The organism is Streptomyces sp. BYX5S, assembly GCF_054724165.1.
On record NZ_CM138829.1, the window covers coordinates 1,845,971 to 1,864,150 of the forward strand.

Consider the following 18,180-nt stretch of genomic DNA (forward strand, 5'->3'; position numbering starts at 1 on the left):
TACGGCTACGTGTTCAGCCAGCTACTCAGCTGCGTGTTCAGCACAGCAACGCGCGTAGATTCTGGCGCACGAACCCCAACCCGCAACAGTCCCAACAGGTTTCGTTTCGATGACCGGAATCCGACAACGGCCAGTGCCAAGCTGGGCCCATGACCACCGACCCCACACCGCAGGCACCCCGCATCGCCGTCCGCGGCGAAGCCCACATCGAAGCCGACCCCGAACTCGCCCGCATCGGCATCACCGTCGCCGCCCGCGGCACCGACCGCCGCACCGCCCTCGAAGACCTCACCCGCCGCAACACCCACGTACTCGACCTCATCAAGAGCTACGGCGACGCCATCGACAAAATCGCCACCGGCGCCCTCTCCATCACCCCCGAACTCACCAAACGCGGCCGCGGCGAACGCATCCGCACCTACCACGGCCGCGTCCACATCACCGCCCACCTCACCGACTTCACCGCACTCGGCGAACTCACCACCCGCCTCGCCGACCTCGACCTCACCAGCGTCACCGGCCCCTGGTGGTCCCTGCGCCCCACCTCACCCGTCCACGCCCAAGCCCGCCAGCAAGCCGTCCGCGAAGCCGTCCAACGAGCCCGCGAATACGCCGAAGCCCTCGACACCACCCTCGACGCCCTCATCGACATCGCCGACATCGGCGCCGACACCCCGATCGCCGCCCCCATGCCCGCACCACCCGGCGCGGCCCGCATGGCCGCCTTCGCCGGCGCCGAAGCCGACCCCGCCCCCGCACTCGACCTCGAACCCCAACGCCAACGCGTACGCGCCCAGGTCAACGCCCGCTTTACGATGCACCCGCCGACCCTCTGAGCGCACCACTGTGCTCATCAGAGCGCAGTGTCGCCCACATTCAACCCTTGTCAATAGCCCTTCACGCAAAGGTTGTTGAGTAGTCATGACCGACCAATTCTCTACCCACCGGTAAGGTCTAGGCTCGAAAGCATGCGCCGAGCAAAGATCGTCTGCACCCTGGGCCCCGCCACCGACTCGTACGAGCAGATCAAGGCACTCGTCGAAGCCGGAATGGACGTAGCCCGCTTCAACCTCAGCCACGGCACCTACGCCGAACACGAGGAGCGCTACCAGCGCGTGCGAAAGGCCTCCGACGAGACCGGCCGCAGCGTCGGAATCCTCGCCGACCTTCAAGGCCCGAAGATCCGACTCGGCCGATTCAGCGAAGGACCCGTACTACTCGAACGCGGCGACGAATTCACCATCACCGTCGAAAACGGCATCGAAGGCGACCGACAGACCTGCGGCACCACCTACGAAGGCCTCGCCGACGACGTCACCACCGGCGAGAACATCCTCGTCGACGACGGCAAGGTCAGCCTCGAAGTCACCGCCGTCGACGGCCCCCGCGTCCACACCCGCGTCGTCGAAGGCGGCATGGTCTCCGACCACAAGGGCCTCAACCTCCCCGGCGTCGCCGTCTCCGTCCCCGCCCTCAGCGAAAAGGACGAAGCCGACCTCCGCTGGGCCCTGCGCACCGGCGCCGACATCATCGCGCTCTCCTTCGTCCGCAGCGGACGCGACATCGAAGACGTCCACCGCATCATGAACGAAGAAGGCCGCCACCTCCCCGTCATCGCCAAGGTCGAAAAACCCCAAGCGGTCGACAACATCGAGGACATCGTCGCCGCATTCGACGGCATCATGGTCGCCCGCGGCGACCTCGGCGTCGAAATGCCCCTCGAACAAGTCCCGATCGTCCAAAAGCGCGCCATCAAACTCGCCAAGCGCAACGCCAAACCCGTCATCGTCGCGACCCAAATGCTCGACTCGATGATCGACAACTCCCGCCCCACACGCGCCGAAGCAAGCGACGTCGCCAACGCCGTCATCGACGGAACCGACGCCGTCATGCTTTCCGGTGAAACCAGCGTCGGCAAATACGCCATCGAAACAGTCAAGGTCATGAGCCGCATCGTCGAAGCGGCCGAAGAGGACATCCTCGCCAAGGGCCTCCCGCCCCTCACCGAACGCAACAAACCCCGCACCCAGGGCGGCGCCGTCGCCCGCGCAGCAGCCGAAATGGGCGACTTCCTCGGAGCGAAATTCCTCGTCGCCTTCACCCAGTCCGGCGACACCGTGCGACGCCTCTCCCGCTACCGCTCGCCCATCCCGCTCCTCGCCTTCACCCCCGAGGCCGCCACCCGCTCCCAGCTCAACCTCACCTGGGGCGTGGAAACCTTCCTCGGCCCCCACGTCGACTCCACCGACGCCATGGTCGCCCAGGTCGACGAACAACTCCTGAAGATCGGCCGCTGCAAGAAGGGCGACGTCGTCGTCATCACCGCAGGCTCCCCTCCGGGCGTGGCCGGCTCCACCAACCTCGTCCGCATCCACCACATCGGCGAGGACGACAGTCCCAAGTAGACGCCAGACACACGCGACAGGGGCCGCACCCGAACACCCGGGTGCGGCCCCTCACGCATACCCGCACCTACGGCGTCACGATCGCGAACCCCGGATCAGGCTTCTCCACCACACCCAACAGCTCCCGCAACAACGACACATCACCCTCCACCCCAATGTCCCCAAGCCCCTTACCGGCCAGCAATGCCAGCAACTGCGGCTTCGTCATCGTCAACGTCACCCCCGCCCCCGGATCCGCCACCCCATCACTCGTGTACGTCAACACCCCGTTCTGCAACGTCAGGTGATAGACGACCCCCAACGCCGGGAAACGCCAGTCCATCCGCACCCTCAGATCCCACGCCTTCGGACCATTGATGCGAACCGCCACCGAATCAATGAGCTGATCCACACTCAACGCCAGCATCATCGACGAACCCGCCGACCCCGACCCACCGGGCCGCACACCCTCCCTCAACTCCACAGCACCCGTCAGATAGAAGTTCCGCCACACCGCGTTCTCCGCGGCATACCCCAACTTCGTATAGACAGCGGCCAGTTCCAACTTCGCCTTCCGGTTCTCCGGATCAGCGAACACCACATGGTTCAACAACGTCGCCGCGAACCGCAGATCCCCGTCCCGCACGAACCCCCGCGCCTTCGCCACCGTCGCCGCACCACCACCCAACGCCTTCACATACCGCCTCGCCTCATCAACCGGCGTGTGCTCCCACAGATGAGCCGGATTCGCGTCGAACCACCCCATGTACCGCTGATAGATCCCCTTCACGTTGTGACTCAGCGACCCGTAATACCCACGATTCGCCCACCCCTCCAACGCCGGCGGCAACGTCAACTCCTCGGCGATCTCCCGCCCCGTCATCCCCCGATTCATCAACCGCAGCGTCTGATCATGCATGTACGCATACAAGTCCCGCTGCTCCGTCAACAGCTCCGCGATCTCCGCACCGCCCCACGTCGGCCAGTGATGCGAAGCGAACGCCACATCCACCCGACCCGCGAACAAGCCGATCGACTCGTTCAAGTAACGCGCCCACTCCCGCGCATCCCGCACCTGCGCACCACGCAACGTAATGATGTTGTGCATCGTGTGCGTCGCGTTCTCCGCCATGCACACCGCCCGCAGATCCGGGAACAAGAAGTTCATCTCCGCCGGCGCCTCCGTCCCCGGCGTCATCTGGAACTCGATCCGCACCCCGTCGACGGTCTCCACCTGCCCCGTCCTCGTCACGCTCTTCGTCGGAGCGATCAGACCAGTGCTCCCCAGCGAAATCGTCTGCCCCAGACCACAACCCACCTGCCCCTTCACCGACTTGGGCAGCCGCGCACCGTACATGTACGACGACCGGCGCTGCATCGCCGGACCGGCATACACGTTCTCCGAGACCGCGTGCTCAAGGAAACCGTCCGGCGCGATCACCGGAACCCCCTCGGGCGCCCCGTCCGGCAGCACCCCGTGCGCGCCACCGAAGTGATCCACGTGCGGATGCGTGTAGATCAACGCCGTGACCTTCTTGCCCGCGGCGTCCCGGTGGTCCCGGTACAGCTTCAGCGCGGCGGCGGCCGTCTCGGCGGAGATCAGCGGGTCGATGACGATGAGGCCGGTGTCGCCCTCGACGATCGTCATGTTGCTCAGGTCCAGCCCACGCACCTGGTAGATCCGGTCCGTGACCTTGTACAGCCCCTGCTTGCGGACCAGCTGCGACTGCCGCCACAGACTCTTGTTCACGGTGTCCGGGGCCTCGCCCTTGAGGAAGTCGTACGCGTCGTTGTCCCACACGACCTTGCCGTTCGCGTCCTTGACGACGCCCGGGGTGAGGGCCGCTATGAACCCCCGGTCGGCGTTCGCGAAGTCGTCACCGCTGTCGTCCGGCGCGGGCGCGGCGTAGGCGGACCCCGGGCTCACGGCCATGGCGGCAGCGGCGGCACCGGCCGCGGCCGCGACGAAGTGACGCCGATTGATCGGACTCATGCGTATCCCCTCGGGCGATGGTCGGGTGTGCCCCGAAGATCGTCCGGACCGGATCCGCGGGTCAATGCCTCACGGACAATTTGGGCGAGGTCCCACGGGCCGGGCGCGCCGGTTGTGACCGGTCCTATTGCGGGTCAGTGCTTGGGGCCTACGTGGAGGTCCATGACGCTGACCGAGGCCCTGCGTGCGACCGAGATCGTGACTGCGGCCCGACTCTGGTTGAGCGTCTTCCACTCGATGCCGAGCAGGTCGAGGGTGTTCGTATAGAGCTGGATGATGTCGACGGACGTGTTGGTGAAGAAGTACCGCGGATACTCGTAGCGTTTGCGCTCACCACCGATGAGCTTGGTCGTCCAATTGGTGATCCGACACCCGTCGGAGTGGATGAGCCCCCGGACGAATTCCCACGGGTGGGCGTCGACGATCTGCTGCTGCCAAGGTTCGAGCCTGATCTTGCGCTCGTGCTTCTTTCCTGGGCCGTGCTGAGGGAAGAAGCACGGCCAGTGGCGGCTGTAGCCGACGACCGAGACGCATCCCACGGCCTGGACCCGGGCCGATCTGCCGCTGGGGTTGATGGCTCGCACGGCGGCTGCGCATTGCTCGATGAGGCCGGGATGGACGTTGGCGCAGGCGATGCGGAGGAAGTAGCCGCAGCGTGCTCCGGCACTGATGCAGCCGTCGCCGAGGTAGAGCCCCAGCAGATAGCTGTACGCCGCCGTGTCGGCCGGTAGCTCTGGCTCAGGCTTGCAGCGGGCGCAGGGCGTGGCCTGGGGCAGCATGCGAGGCAATGGCTCGATGCGCGTCTGCCAAGCGCGTAGCGCGGCTCTTGAGACGCCGGTCTCCTTGCTCACCGAGTTGAGGCTGCGCCCCTGTGCGACCAGCGCCAGTGCTCGCTTGCGTGTACCCATGTCGTACATGCGGACACAGTGCGTGGTCAGGCGTGACGCCACGCAGCAAAAAGCGGATGTTCACGAGAACGTGAGCATCCGCTTCAAGATGGTGACCTTCGAATCGAAGGAAAAGTGCCCCGGGTCGGACTCGAACCGACACTGTATGGGTTTTGAATCCATTGCCTGCTGCCAATTGGGCTACCGGGGCCCACAGAATCGAAGGTTAACCTCGACCCGCTGCCCGACCACCATATCGCAGCTAGGTAGGCTCTTGTAAGCAGCACCCCGCCCTGTCCTACCTAGGAGCGCCCCCCGATGACCGCCCCCGAGTCGCCCCAGCCCGACGCAGTCGACGACGACAAGTCGCACGTCCCGCCGCTGACGACCCGCGTCGTCATCGCCGAGGACGAGGCCCTCATCCGCCTCGACCTCAAAGAGATGCTCGAGGAAGAGGGCTACACCGTCGTGGGCGAGGCCGGCGACGGTGAGCAGGCCGTCGAGCTGGCCCGTGAGCACAAGCCCGACCTGGTGATCCTCGACGTGAAGATGCCGAAGATGGACGGCATCAGCGCGGCGGAGAAGATCGCCGGTGAGTCGATCGCGCCGGTGCTGATGCTGACCGCGTTCTCGCAGCGCGACCTCGTGGAGCGTGCGCGGGACGCCGGTGCGATGGCGTACCTGGTGAAGCCGTTCAGCAAGAGTGACGTCGTCCCGGCGATCGAGATGGCCGTCTCGCGGTTCACGGAGCTGAAGACGCTGGAGAACGAGGTCGCGGACCTGACGCAGCGCCTGGAGACGCGGAAGCTCGTGGACCGGGCGAAGTCGGTTCTTCAGACGGAGTACGGGCTGACGGAGCCGGCGGCGTTCCGTTGGATTCAGAAGACGTCGATGGACCGGCGCCTTTCGATGCAGCAGGTCGCCGAGGCGGTCATTCAGGATGCGGCGGAGAAGAAGGCGTCGAAGGGCTGACCGTCCACGGAGTGTGACTGAGGCCCGCAGCCCCATTGGGGTTGCGGGCCTCAGTCGTGCGTGCGGTGTCAGTCCTCGCCGAGGTACGCCTTGCGGACGGACTCGTCGTGGAGGAGGTCCTCTCCGGTGCCGGAGAGGACGATGGAGCCGACTTCCATGACGTGTCCCTGGTCGGCGAGGGAGAGCGCCGCCTGGGCGTTCTGTTCGACGAGCAGGATGGTCGTGCCCTGCGACTTGAGCTCGGAGATGGTCGCCATGATCTTCTGCATCATGATCGGGGAGAGCCCCATGGAGGGTTCGTCGAGCATGAGCAGTTTGGGCTGGGACATCAGTGCGCGTCCCATGGCGAGCATTTGCTGCTCGCCGCCGGAGAGCGTTCCGGCTGCCTGGCGTCGGCGTTCGCCGAGGATGGGGAAGAGTTCGTAGGCGCGCTGCATGTCCTTTTCGACGCCTGCGGGGTCGCGGCGGAGGAAGGCGCCGAGTTGGAGGTTCTCGGCGATGGTCAGGCGCGGGAAGATGCGGCGGCCTTCGGGGGAGTGGGCGAGGCCCATGGCGACGATTTTGTGTGCGGGGACGGAGGCGAGGGGCTGTCCGCCGAAGGTTATTCTGCCGCCGGATGGTTTCAGCAGGCCGGAGAGGGTGCGCAGGGTGGTGGTCTTGCCGGCGCCGTTGGTGCCGATGAGGGTGACGACCTGGCCTTCGTCGACGCTGAAGGAGATGCCCTTGACGGCTTCGATCTTGCCGTAGGCGACCTTGAGGTCTTCGACCTCGAGCAGTGCGGTCACTTGGTTTCCTCCTCCGCGGCCTGGTTCTCGGTGGCCTGGTGCTCGGCGGCCTGGACTTCTTCGATGGCGGTGTCCTCGGGAGCGCCTTCGAAGGGGGTGCCGAGGTAGGCGGCGATGACGCGTTCGTCGCCCTGGACGACGTCGCTGGTGCCTTCGACGAGTTTCTCGCCTTGGACGAGGACGGCGACGCGGTCGCAGAGGTTGAAGATGAAGCGCATGTCGTGCTCGATGACGAGGACGGCGACGCCGGTGTCGCGGATGGCGACGACCAACTCTTCGGTGGCGCGGGTTTCTTGGGGGTTCATGCCGGCGGTGGGCTCGTCGAGGAGGAGGAGTCCGGGTTCGCTGGCGAGGGCGCGCGCGATTTCGAGCTTGCGCTGTTCTCCGTAGGGGAGGTTGCGGGCGAGGTGGTCGCGTTTGTGGGCGAGGCCGATGAATTCGAGGAGTTCCATGGCGCGGGCTTCGCTGCCGCGTTCGGCTTTTTTGAAGCCGGGGCCGCGCAGGAGTGCTGACCAGAGTCCTTCTTTGGTGCGGGTGTGGCGGCCGACGAGGACGTTTTCGAGGACGGTCATGTTGGCGAAGAGGCGGATGTTCTGGAAGGTGCGGGCGACGCCGGCCTGGGTGACGAGGTGGGGTTGGGGCGGGAGGACGGTGTCCTGGTATTTGACGGTGCCTTCGGTGGGGACGTAGAGGCCGGTGAGGCAGTTGAAGAAGGTGGTTTTTCCGGCGCCGTTGGGGCCGATGAGGCCGACGATTTCGCCTTGGTCGACGTGGAGGTCGACGTTGCGTACTGCGGTGAGGCCGCCGAAGCGCATGGTGACGCCGCTTGCCTGGAGCACTGTGGCCGTGTTGGTCATCGTGGTTACGCTCCTGCCTTGGTGGATGCCGTGCTGGCGGTGCCTGGCAGGGTTGTCTGTTCGGGGATGTCGAGTTGGCCGGTGTCGTGGAATTCGAGTTGCTTGCGGCGGTCGGCGACGAGGCCTTCGGGGCGGAAGCGCATGAGGAGGATGAGTGCGACGCCGAAGAGGAGGAGTTGGTAGTCGCCGATGAATTGGAGTTTGGCGGGGATGAGGTAGAGCAGGGCCGCGCCGATGAGGGGGCCGCTGACGGTTCCCATGCCGCCGAGGATGACTGCCGCGAGCAGGAACGCGGAGTTGGGTGGTGCGTTCTCCACGAACTTGTACTGGTCGGGGGTGACGGAGTACTGGATGTGGGCTTGTACGGAGCCGGCCATGCCCGCGAGTGCCGCGCCGAGTGCGAAGGCGAGGAGTTTGAGGCGGAAGGCGTTGATGCCCATGGCGCGGGCGGCTGTTTCGTCCTCGCGGATGGCGACCCAGGCGCGGCCGATGCGGCTGGCGCCGGCGCGGCGGAAGACGGTCACGACGATGATCGTGAAGAACAGCATCAACAGGTAGTAGTTGGCGAAGCGGCCGAGGTCGACGCCGAGGACGGTGTGGGTTTCGCCGAGGTCGAATCCGAAGATTTTGAGGTCGGGGATGTTGGGGATGCCGTTGGGGCCGTTGGTGACGTCGGGGCCTGAGTCGCCGTCGAGGTTGTTCATGGTGATGCGGAAGATCTCGCCGAAGCCGAGGGTGACGATCGCGAGGTAGTCGCCTCGGAGGCGCAGGGTGGGTGCGCCGATGGCGACGCCGAAGACGAGTGAGGCGGCCATGCCGGTGAGGACGGCGGCCCAGAAGGGGAAGTGGACGCCGATGGTGGAGTCGGGGCTGCCGGAGACGAGTGCCGCGGCGTAGGCGCCGACGCCGAGGAAGGCGACGTAGCCGAGGTCGAGGAGGCCGGCGAGGCCGACGACGACGTTGAGGCCGAGGGCGACGGTGGCGAAGACGAGGATGTTGGCGGCGACGTTGGTGTAGGTGTCGTTGGTCTGGGTGAAGGGGAAGGCTGCCGCGGCGACGAAGGCGGCGGTGAGGCTGATGTTGCGGTGTTTGTTGGTGAGGCCGGTGATGCGGGTGAGGAGGCCGGATTTGGAGAGAGCGGCTGCTCCGAAGCCGACGATGATGAGGTAGCCGACGAAGAGTTCGCCGTATTCGGTGTCGATGCCGTACGTGAAGACGTAGAGGGCGAGTCCGAAGGCGACGGCGATGAGGAGGATTTCGGCCCAGGCGGGGAGTGTGGTGGCGCTGGGGCGTGCGGTGGGTGCTTTGAGGGCGGCGCGGAAGCGGGCCCAGGGGTTCGTGGCGTCGGGGTCGGGGAGGTCGGCGGGGAGGCCGAGGGCGAACACGGTGGTGAGGAGGGCGGCGATGCCGGCGATCCAGGCTCCGGGTTCGAGGTTGACGACGCCGCCGAGTTTCGCGGAGATGGCGCCCATGGTGTAGCCGGTGGTGCCGAGGGTGCCGAGTGCGAAGAGGACGGTGGGGGCGGTGGTGCCGCCGGGGGTGAGCCAGCGCAGTCCGCGGGTGCCGAGTCCTGAGAGGGTCAGGAGCAGGGTGAGGAGTGCGCCGACGAGGGTGAGGACTTGGAGGCCGCCGGGGTAGCCGGTGACGGTGAGGTCGCCGGGGAATTCGTCGGTCCAGGTCCAGGCGAGGAAGGTGCTGGCGAGGGTGAGGAGGGCGCCGCCGGCGGTGCCGTAGCGGGCGGTCTTCTCGGGGAGGGGGAGGGTGGCGGTGGTTTTCATGGCGTCTGGGGTGGTGGTCGTCGTCATGGTGATCACGCCCTGTCCGCGACGCGTTCGCCGAGCAGGCCCTGGGGCCGCAGGAGGAGGACGAGGATGAGGAGGACGAAGGCCCAGACGTCTTTCCAGGCGCCGCCGCCGAGGAGTTCCATGCCGGGGATGTCCTGGATGTAGGCGGTGGCGAGGGCTTCGGCGAGGCCGAGGGCGAGGCCGCCGATCATGGCGCCGTAGATGTTGCCGATGCCGCCGAGGACGGCTGCGGTGAAGGCTTTGAGGCCGGCGATGAAGCCCATCTTGAACCCGATTTGGCCGTACTTGAGGCCGAAGGCCATGGCGGCGACCGCTGCGAAGGCACCGCCGATGGCGAAGGCGGTGACGACGATGCGGTCGGTGTTGATGCCCATGAGCTTGGCGGTGTCGGGGTCCTGGGAGGTGGCTTGCATGGCGCGGCCGGTGCGGGTCTTGGCGACGAAGAAGGCGAGGGCGGCCATGCAGATGGGGGCGGCGATGATGAGGAAGATGTCGCCGCGTTGGAGGGTGAAGGCGCCGAGGTCGATGGGGCCGCCTTCGAACTGGGGGAAGGTGCGGTCGGCCTTGGCGTCGGGGTAGAAGGCCCAGACGGCCTGCTGGAGGGCGATGGAGAGGCCGATGGCGGTGATGAGGGGGGCGAGGCGTGGCGCGTTGCGCAGTGGGCGGTAGGCGAAACGTTCCGCGCCGACGGCGATGAGGACGGAGCAGGTGATGCCCATCAGGAGCATGAGGGGCAGGGCGATGGCGAGTGATGTTCCGCCGGGGAGCCAGAGCCACATGGTGAGGGCTCCGAAGCCGCCGATCATGTAGATCTCGCCGTGGGCGAAGTTGATGAGCTGGATGATGCCGTAGACCATGGTGTAGCCGACGGCTATGAGGCCGTACAGGGCTCCGAGGATCAGGCCGTTGACCAGCTGTTGCGGCAGATCGTGCACCGCTGGGCCTCCGTGGGTGTGGTGTCAAGTACGGGTGCGCGGGGGGCTGTTGGTGGGCCCCCCGCGCTTGGTGTGGTGCTGGGGGAGTGTCCGGGGTGCCGGGCGCTCCCTGGGTGTTACTGGGCTTCCAGCTCGCCGGTCTTGACCGGGGTGTGCTTGCCGCCCTTGACCTGGTAGACGGTCAGGGTGCGGTTGGTGGTGTCGCCGTACTTGTCGAAGCCGACGTTGCCGGTGACGCCGTTGAAGGAGACCTTCTGGGTGGCTTCGGTGATCTTCTTGCGGGCTTCCTTGGGGTCGCTGGGAAGCTTGCCGTCGTTGTCCGACATGACCTGCTTGACGGCCTGGATGATGACCCAGGCGGCGTCGTAGGAGAGGGCGCCGTACGTCTCGTAGGGCTCCTTGTAGCCGGCGGCCTCGTAGTCGGAGATGAACTTCTTGGCGGTGTCGAGCTTCTCCGGCGGGGCGCCGACGGAGGTGGCGAAGTCGCCTTCGGCGGCCTTGCCGGCGAGCTTGGTGTAGTCGGCGCTCTGGAGGGCGTCGCCGCCGACGACGGGGATCTTGGCTCCGGCGTCCTTGATCTGCTTGGAGAGCGGGGCGCCGGCCGGGTACTCGCCGCCGTAGTAGACGAAGTCGGCCTTGGAGTTCTTGATCTTCGTGGCGATGGCGCCGAAGTCGCGGTCGTCGGGGTTGATGTGGTCGGTGGCGACGACCTTGCCCCCGAGCTTGGTGAACTCCTGGCGGAAGGTGCGGGCGAGGCCCGCTCCGTAGGTCTTCTTGTCGTCGACGGAGTAGACCGTCTTCAACTTCAGGGTGTTGTACGCGTATTGGGCGGCGTACGGGCCCTGGAGGGCGTCGGTGGTGGCGGTGCGGAAGTAGGTGTCGAACTGGCGGGACTTCGCGGTCGCGTACTTGGCGCCCTGCGTGAGCTCGGGGGCGGTGTTCGCGGGCGAGACCTGGACGAGGTTCGCGGAGGCGAAGGTCTTCTGCATCGACTGGGCGACGCTGGAGTTGAGGGGGCCGACGACGCCGAGGACGTCGTCCTGGCCGACGAGCTTGGTGGCGTTCTGGCCGCCGGTGGAGGGGTTGGCGACGTCGTCGAGGGGCTGGGTCTTGAAGGTGACGCCGTTGACTTCGTTGTTCTTGTTGGCGATCTTCGCGGCCAGGTCGACGGAGTTCTTGATGCCGATGCCGATGGCCGAGAGGTCGCCGCTGAGCGGGGCGTCGACGCCGATGACCACGGTGGTCTTCTCGCCGCCCTCTGACTTGTTGTCGTCGTCGCGCGATCCGCAGGCGGTGAGCGTGAGTGCTCCGGTGGTGAGCACGGAAGTGAGTATGAGCAAAGAACGGTGTCGCACGATCATTCCTCTCCCTGGCGCGGTCCCTCGGATGGGGTCCGTATGTCTCGCCGGGCCGTACGGAGTGGTACTGGGCCGTGCAAGTGACGCGCCCGGCGGCGCGGTGACTGGCCGTGACTATAAGCGCAGGTGGAGGGGTGGAGCGCGGGTGCGGGAGAGGCTGTGACGTTCTTGTTATGCCGAGGTGTGCCGTCGGGCGGTGCGCGACCAAGATCACCTCAAGTCCCGCAGTGGAGGGGGGTGTTCTCAAGATCGACTCGCGCGTGCGCTCCCGGCGCGCGCGGACAGGGCTGCGCCGTGTGACGTTCGCATTGCTTCGTTGCAACAGAGGTAACCGACTGTTACCGCTGTGTGAGTTCGGTGCGAGGTTTCCCGCAGCGGGTGCGCAGCAGGGCGAGCAGGTCGTGCGGGTAGCGGTCGACGAAGATGAAACTGTGCTGTTCCGTGGCGCGCCGGTTGTGGAGGGTGAGGTCGAGGTAGGCCATGTCGAGGGCGCGGGGCAGGGCGGCGCAGTCGTGGACGTCGATCCGCACGGTGAGGGTGCGGGGGGTGTCCGGGGTGACGCGGACGGGTGGCCGGGGTGTGGTGGTGGCGCTCAACCGTGGGTCACCGGCCAGGATGTGACTGATCGTCACGGTTGGTTCGTGGTCGACGCGGGCGGTGAAGCGGAAGGTGGCGTCGTGGGTTCCGGCGTAGCGCAGGTGGGTGACCTGGGCGGGCCAGGGTGCGGGTGGGGGTGGGGCGGGTGGTTCGGGGCGGGGGTGGGTGAGGGTGCCCGTGACGGTGGCGGCGGTGGTCAGGGCGGCGAGCAGGAGGGTGCGGGTGCGGGGCGGCAGCGCGGCCCAACGCTCGCGCGGGCGGGGGGAGTCGGGGCCCTCGGTGACGATGTCCTGTGTCCGGGGTGCGAGGGCGTCGCCGTCGCCCGGGTCGTGCGGCTCGACGGGTCCGATGCCGGTCATGCTCGACGGTAGGGCGGAGGGTGGGGGTCCGCCAATGGGGGGTGGAGGATGCGGTTCGGTCGATCGAGCCCCTGCGGCGATTGAGCGGCGGGGTCAGGGGCGGAGCCCCGTGGCGTGGGGTCGAGGGGCGCAATCGGCGGGTGTGGGGCTCTGGTTCGGTGGGGGTGGGGCGCGGTGGAATGGCTCGGGTCACCTCCCGTTTCGCGAGTGAGCTCTCTGAACGCGCCCTTGGAGGCACGATGGCGAGATCCACCGGTAAGAGACGTATCGGCACGGCCATGGCATGCGCGCTGGTGGCGGTACTGACCGCCCCGTCCGCGTACGCCGCTCAACCCTCGCCCGGACGGGCGGAGTTGAGCATCGAGGGGCACGAGACGCAACCCGCCTTCTCGCGCGCCGACGCCGTTCTGCAGAAGGTCGACGTCCAGACGGAGGTCGACAGCGACGGCGACGGGAAGCGGGACACCGTACGGATGCGGATCCTGCGGCCCAAGGAGACGGAGTCGGCGGGCCTGAAGGTCGCCACGATCGTCGAGGCGAGCCCGTACTGGGCGGGCGGCAACGACGTCCCGAACCATGCCGTCGACCTGGACGAGGACGGCCTGCCGGAGACGGGAAAGAAGTTCCAACAGGAGCCGGGCGGCGTCGGGTTGAGCGGCCCGGCCGTGGCGTACGGCGGCTACTACGACAACTACTTCCTGCCGCGCGGCTACGCGGTCGCCGAGGTCGACAGCCTCGGTACCGGCGACTCCACCGGCTGCCCCACGTCGGGCGGCCGCAACGAGACGCTGGGCGCGAAGGCCGCGATCGACTGGCTGAACGGCCGCGCCAAGGGCTGGGACACCGACGGCGAACCGGTGCGCGCCGACTGGTCGACCGGGAACGCCGCGATGATGGGCATCTCGTACAACGGCACCCTGCCAACGGCCGTCGCCAGTACGGGAGTCGAGGGGCTCAAGGCGATCGTGCCGATCTCCGGGATCTCCTCCTGGTACGACTACTACCGCGCGAACGGCGGGGTCGTCGCGCCCGGCACGTTCCAGGGCGAGGACACCGACGTGCTCGCCAGGTACGTGTACACGCGGGCGGACCGGGAGGTCTGCGCGCCGGTCCTCGACGCGCTGGAGCGGGACCAGGACCGGGTGACCGGGGACTGGTCGCCGTACTGGCAGGAGCGCGACTACCTGAAGGACGCCGACCGGATCAGGGCGGCGACGTTCGTCGTGCACGGCCTGAACGACTGGAACGTGAAGACGAAGCACGCGGGCCAGCTGTGGGAGGCGCTGAAGAAGAACCACGTGCCGCGCAAGCTGTGGCTGCACCAGGCCGGGCACTCCAACCCGATGCCGCTGCGCATGGAGGAGTGGCTGCGCCAGGTGCACCACTGGTTCGACCACTACCTGTACGGCATCGGCAACGGCATCACGAAGGAGCCCCGCGTCGACGTCGAACAGGCCGACTTCGGCTGGCAGCGGCAGAGCGACTGGCCGGCCGCCGGGACCCGCTCGACGACGCTGCGGATGCGCGCCGACGGCGGTCTCGGCCGGGTCGCCGGGCCCTCGCGCGTCCAGTCCCTGACCGACGTCGGGCGGAGCGTCCCCGCCGAGCGGCTCGTGACGTCGCCGGACGCGCTGAACCCGAACCGGCTCGCGTACACGACGGGCCCGCTGGAGGAGGACGTGCGGCTGGGCGGGGTGCCGACGGTCGACGTGCGGGCCTCGCTCACGGGGACGTCGCCGTACGTGACGGCGCTCCTCGTCGACTACGGGCGGGACACCCGGGCCACGGCCGGTACGGTCACCGACACCTCGCAGCAGGTCTGTTACGGCGAGGGGGTGCCGGGGCTCGCCGGTGAGACGGGCTGCGCGTACCGCACGAAGCACCGCACCGAGACCGCCGACTTCAAGATCGTGACGCGGGGCTGGCTGGACGCCCGCAACCGGACGTCGTACGCGCGCCAGTCGAAGGTCGTCGAGGGCCGCGAGTACCGGCTGACGTGGGACATGCAGCCCCAGGACTACGTCTTCAAGGCCGGGCACCGGCTCGGCGTCGTCCTGATCTCGACCGACTACGACTACACGCTGCGCTACCCGGCGGGCACGAGGATGACCGTGCGAGCCGGGGAGAGCTCGGTGACGCTGCCGGTGGCGCCCACCGGCAGGAGGTAGGCGCCGGGCGGCAGCCCGCCGCGCGCGGGGCGGCTTCCGCTCCGCGCCCGGCGGTCCCGGTCACGCGGCGGGCGCGTCCGGTACTTCCTTGAGCATGCAGGTCAGGCGGGCCGAGCAGACCCGCTTGTCCTGCTCGTCGGTGATGACGATCTCGTACGTCGCCGTGGAGCGGCCGCGGTGCAGCGGTGTGGCGACGCCGGTGACGAGGCCGGAGCGGGCGCCGCGGTGGTGCGTGCAGTTCAGGTCGACGCCGACGGCGATCTTGCCACTGCCGCCGTGCAGCATCGCGCCGACGGAGCCGAGGGTCTCGGCGAGGACGGCGGAGGCGCCGCCGTGCAGCAGTCCGTAGGGCTGGGTGTTGCCCTCGACGGGCATGGTGCCGACGACGCGCTCGGCGGAGGCCTCCTTGACCTCGATGCCCATGCGGGTGCCGAGGTGCCCGGCCGAGAACAGGGCGACCAGGTCGATGCCGAGCGCCGCGTACTCGTCGATGACCTCTTGCGGGAACTGCGTGTGGTTCTGCTCGCCCATGGGGCCCGGCTCCGTTCCTCGTACCTGTGTTCCTGAGTGACCGCGATGGCTGAGCAAACGCTCAGTCGGTCCTGGATTGTTCCAGGCGGACCACGACGGACTTGCTCGCGGGTGTGTTGCTGGTGTCCGCGGTGGCGTCCAGCGGCACCAGCACGTTCGTCTCCGGGTAGTAGGCGGCCGCGCAGCCGCGGGCCGTCGGGTAGTGCACGACGCGGAAGCCGGGCGCGCGCCGCTCGACGCCGTCGCTCCACTCGCTGACGAGGTCCACGTAGGAGCCGTCGGCGAGGTCGAGGTCCTTGGCGTCCTCGGCGTTGACGAGGACGACACGGCGGCCGTTCCTGATGCCGCGGTAGCGGTCGTCGAGGCCGTAGATCGTGGTGTTGTACTGGTCGTGGGAGCGCAGCGTCTGAAGCAGCAGGCGGCCCTCGGGCAGGCGCGGGTACTCGACGGGCGCGGCCGTGAAGTTGGCCTTGCCGGTGGCGGTGGGGAAGCGGCGCTCGTCGCGCGGGGCGTGCGGCAGCGCGAAGCCGTCCGGGTCCGCGACCTTCTCGTTGAAGTCCTCGAAACCGGGCACCACGCGCGCGATGCGGTCGCGGATCGTCGCGTAGTCCTTCTCGAACTCCTCCCACGGCGTGCGCGATTCGGTGCCCAGGACGCGGCGGGCGAGGCGGGCGACGATGGCCGGCTCCGACAGCAGGTGGCGGCCGGCCGGGTCGAGGCGGCCGCGGGAGGCGTGCACCATGCCCATGGAGTCCTCGACGGTCACGAACTGCTCGCCGCCGCCCTGGAGGTCGCGCTCGGTGCGGCCGAGGGTGGGCAGGATCAGCGCGCGGGCGCCGGTGACGGTGTGCGAGCGGTTCAGCTTCGTGGAGACGTGCACGGTGAGGCGGGCGCGGCGCATCGCCGCCTCGGTGACGTCGGTGTCGGGGGACGCCGAGACGAAGTTGCCGCCCATGGCGAAGAAGACCTTGGCCTGTCCGTCGCGCAGGGCGCGGATGGCGCGCACCACGTCGAAGCCGTGCTCGCGCGGCGGGGCGAAACCGAACTCCTTCTCCAGGGCGTCGAGGAACGCGGGGGCGGGGCGCTCGAAGATGCCCATGGTGCGGTCGCCCTGCACGTTGGAGTGGCCGCGCACCGGGCACACCCCGGCGCCGGGCCGTCCGATGTTGCCGCGCAGCAGCAGGAAGTTGACCACTTCGCGGATCGTCGGCACGGAGTGCTTGTGCTGGGTGAGGCCCATGGCCCAGCACACGACGGTGCGCTGGGAGGCGAGGACCATTTCGAGGGTGCGCTCGATGTCGGCGCGGGACAGGCCGGTCGCCTTCAGCGTCTCGTCCCAGTCGGCGTCCCGGGCTGCCTTCGCGAACTCCTCGTAGCCGTGGGTGTGTTCGGCGATGAACGCGTCGTCCGTCGCGCCGTCGGTGTCGAGGATCAGCTTGTTGAGGAGACGGAAGAGGGCCTGGTCGCCGCCGAGGCGGATCTGGAGGAACAGGTCGTTCAGCGCGGCGCCCTTGGTGAGGCCCTTGGGGGTCTGCGGGTTCTTGAACCTCTCCAGCCCCGCCTCGGGCAGCGGGTTGACGGAGATGATCTTCGCGCCGCCCGCCTTCGCCTTCTCCAGGGCGGAGAGCATGCGCGGATGGTTCGTGCCCGGGTTCTGCCCGGCGACGATGATCAGGTCGGCCTTGTAGAGGTCTTCGAGCAGGACGCTGCCCTTGCCGATGCCGATGGTCTCCGTGAGCGCGGAGCCGGACGACTCGTGGCACATGTTCGAGCAGTCGGGCAGGTTGTTCGTGCCGAACTCGCGGGCGAACAACTGGTAGAGGAACGCCGCCTCGTTGCTGGTGCGCCCCGACGTGTAGAACACGGCCTCGTCGGGGGAGCCGAGCCCTTGGAGTTCCTCGCCGATGAGGTCGAAGGCGCGCTCCCAGGTGACCGGCTCGTAGTGCGAGGCGCCCTCGGCCAGGAACATCGGGTGGGTGAGCCGGCCCTGCTGGCCCAGCCAGTACCCGGAGCGCGTCGCCAGGTCCGCGACCGGGTGCGCGGCGAAGAACTCCGGGGTCACGCGGCGCAGCGTGGCCTCCTCGGCGACCGCCTTCGCCCCGTTCTCACAGAACTCCGCCGCGTGCCGGTGCTCGGGCTCGGGCCAGGCGCAGCCGGGGCAGTCGAAGCCGTCCTTCTGGTTGACGCGCAGCAGCGTCAGCGCGGTCCGCTTCACGCCCATCTGCTCGCGGGCCATCTTCAGGGAGTGCTTCACGGCGGGGAGCCCTGCGGCATGGTGCTGTGGCGCGACGACCTGCGGCGCGTCCTGTACCGGGTCGGATGCGGGCGGCTTGCTTGCCATGGGTCGGCTCCCCTTTGAGCAGTCCTGTTCGAGCCGTCCGGGGACGGCGCTCGCGATGCTGCGATGCGGTGCTGTGAGCTACGTCTCCGATCTTCGCACGGGGGTGTGACAACGCCGCTGGCGGTCCGGGATGGGCCGCGCTGTCAGTGGGGTCTGGCAGGATCGTGGGCGTGGCAGAGAAAGCAGCAGCGAAGACGACGCAGAAGAC

General features: G+C 68.1%; 14 protein-coding genes and 1 tRNA gene. 4 read left to right on the plus strand and 11 right to left on the minus strand.

From position 1 onward, the window contains the following. The first annotated feature begins 149 nt into the window (after nucleotides 1-149). Together ACYBSK_RS08290 and pyk are read left to right on the plus strand one after the other, a co-directional pair. The gene (locus ACYBSK_RS08290) at nucleotides 150-836 is read left to right on the plus strand and encodes an SIMPL domain-containing protein (protein ID WP_457476225.1); all 687 of its coding nucleotides are present in this window, start codon (nucleotides 150-152) and stop codon (nucleotides 834-836) included. A 132-nt stretch (nucleotides 837-968) separates the two neighbouring features. After that, nucleotides 969-2,405 carry a pyruvate kinase gene (pyk, locus tag ACYBSK_RS08295; RefSeq protein WP_457476226.1) on the plus strand — a complete coding sequence of 479 codons (1,437 nt, stop codon included), beginning with the start codon at nucleotides 969-971 and terminating at the stop codon, nucleotides 2,403-2,405. Nucleotides 2,406-2,472: 67 nt separating this feature from the next. Here pyk and ACYBSK_RS08300 read toward each other — a convergent pair whose 3' ends face one another. The 3 genes from ACYBSK_RS08300 to ACYBSK_RS08310 all read right to left on the minus strand — a co-directional run bounded on the left by ACYBSK_RS08300 (nucleotide 2,473) and on the right by ACYBSK_RS08310 (nucleotide 5,475). Next, the gene (locus ACYBSK_RS08300) at nucleotides 2,473-4,377 is read right to left on the minus strand and encodes an alkyl/aryl-sulfatase (protein WP_460245650.1); all 1,905 of its coding nucleotides are present in this window, start codon (nucleotides 4,375-4,377) and stop codon (nucleotides 2,473-2,475) included. A 134-nt stretch (nucleotides 4,378-4,511) separates the two neighbouring features. After that, nucleotides 4,512-5,294 (minus strand): transcriptional regulator, encoded by a 783-nt coding sequence (locus ACYBSK_RS08305; protein WP_460245651.1) that lies wholly within the window; start codon nucleotides 5,292-5,294, stop codon nucleotides 4,512-4,514. A gap of 106 nt (nucleotides 5,295-5,400) precedes the next feature. Continuing rightward, nucleotides 5,401-5,475: transfer RNA gene (locus ACYBSK_RS08310), tRNA-Leu, on the minus strand. A 107-nt stretch (nucleotides 5,476-5,582) separates the two neighbouring features. Between ACYBSK_RS08310 and ACYBSK_RS08315 the strand changes: the two genes are divergently transcribed. Further along, nucleotides 5,583-6,236: an ANTAR domain-containing response regulator gene (locus ACYBSK_RS08315; RefSeq protein ID WP_457476229.1), complete on the plus strand. Its 654-nt coding sequence runs from the start codon at nucleotides 5,583-5,585 to the stop codon at nucleotides 6,234-6,236. Between the two features lie 68 nt (nucleotides 6,237-6,304). On the opposite strand, the gene ACYBSK_RS08320 is transcribed toward ACYBSK_RS08315, so the two are convergent. The 6 genes from ACYBSK_RS08320 to ACYBSK_RS08345 form a co-directional block, all read right to left on the minus strand. After that, complete coding sequence (locus ACYBSK_RS08320) at nucleotides 6,305-7,021, minus strand: ABC transporter ATP-binding protein (protein WP_457476230.1); 717 nt, start codon at nucleotides 7,019-7,021, stop codon at nucleotides 6,305-6,307. Continuing rightward, nucleotides 7,018-7,878 (minus strand): ABC transporter ATP-binding protein, encoded by an 861-nt coding sequence (locus ACYBSK_RS08325; protein WP_457476231.1) that lies wholly within the window; start codon nucleotides 7,876-7,878, stop codon nucleotides 7,018-7,020. Before ACYBSK_RS08325 ends, ACYBSK_RS08320 begins: the two co-directional genes overlap by 4 nt. Before the next feature lie 5 nt (nucleotides 7,879-7,883). Then, entirely contained in the window at nucleotides 7,884-9,683 is a 1,800-nt protein-coding gene (locus ACYBSK_RS08330; protein WP_457476232.1) for a branched-chain amino acid ABC transporter permease, read from the minus strand. 5 nt (nucleotides 9,684-9,688) lie between these two features. After that, nucleotides 9,689-10,618, minus strand: a complete 930-nt coding sequence (locus ACYBSK_RS08335) for a branched-chain amino acid ABC transporter permease (protein WP_457476233.1) — start codon at nucleotides 10,616-10,618, stop codon at nucleotides 9,689-9,691. A gap of 116 nt (nucleotides 10,619-10,734) precedes the next feature. Further along, nucleotides 10,735-11,973, minus strand: coding sequence for a branched-chain amino acid ABC transporter substrate-binding protein (locus ACYBSK_RS08340; protein WP_457476234.1), 1,239 nt, complete (start codon nucleotides 11,971-11,973; stop codon nucleotides 10,735-10,737). A gap of 341 nt (nucleotides 11,974-12,314) precedes the next feature. Next, the gene (locus ACYBSK_RS08345; protein ID WP_460245652.1) at nucleotides 12,315-12,932 is read right to left on the minus strand and encodes a hypothetical protein; all 618 of its coding nucleotides are present in this window, start codon (nucleotides 12,930-12,932) and stop codon (nucleotides 12,315-12,317) included. A 278-nt stretch (nucleotides 12,933-13,210) separates the two neighbouring features. Here ACYBSK_RS08345 and ACYBSK_RS08350 point away from each other — a divergent pair, with 278 nt between their 5' ends. Then, entirely contained in the window at nucleotides 13,211-15,100 is a 1,890-nt protein-coding gene (locus ACYBSK_RS08350) for a Xaa-Pro dipeptidyl-peptidase (RefSeq protein ID WP_460245653.1), read from the plus strand. Nucleotides 15,101-15,160: 60 nt separating this feature from the next. Here ACYBSK_RS08350 and ACYBSK_RS08355 read toward each other — a convergent pair whose 3' ends face one another. Further along, nucleotides 15,161-15,631, minus strand: a complete 471-nt coding sequence (locus tag ACYBSK_RS08355; protein ID WP_460245654.1) for a PaaI family thioesterase — start codon at nucleotides 15,629-15,631, stop codon at nucleotides 15,161-15,163. A gap of 61 nt (nucleotides 15,632-15,692) precedes the next feature. Then, nucleotides 15,693-17,972, minus strand: coding sequence for an FdhF/YdeP family oxidoreductase (locus ACYBSK_RS08360; protein WP_460245655.1), 2,280 nt, complete (start codon nucleotides 17,970-17,972; stop codon nucleotides 15,693-15,695). Between the last annotated feature and the right edge of the window lie 208 nt (nucleotides 17,973-18,180).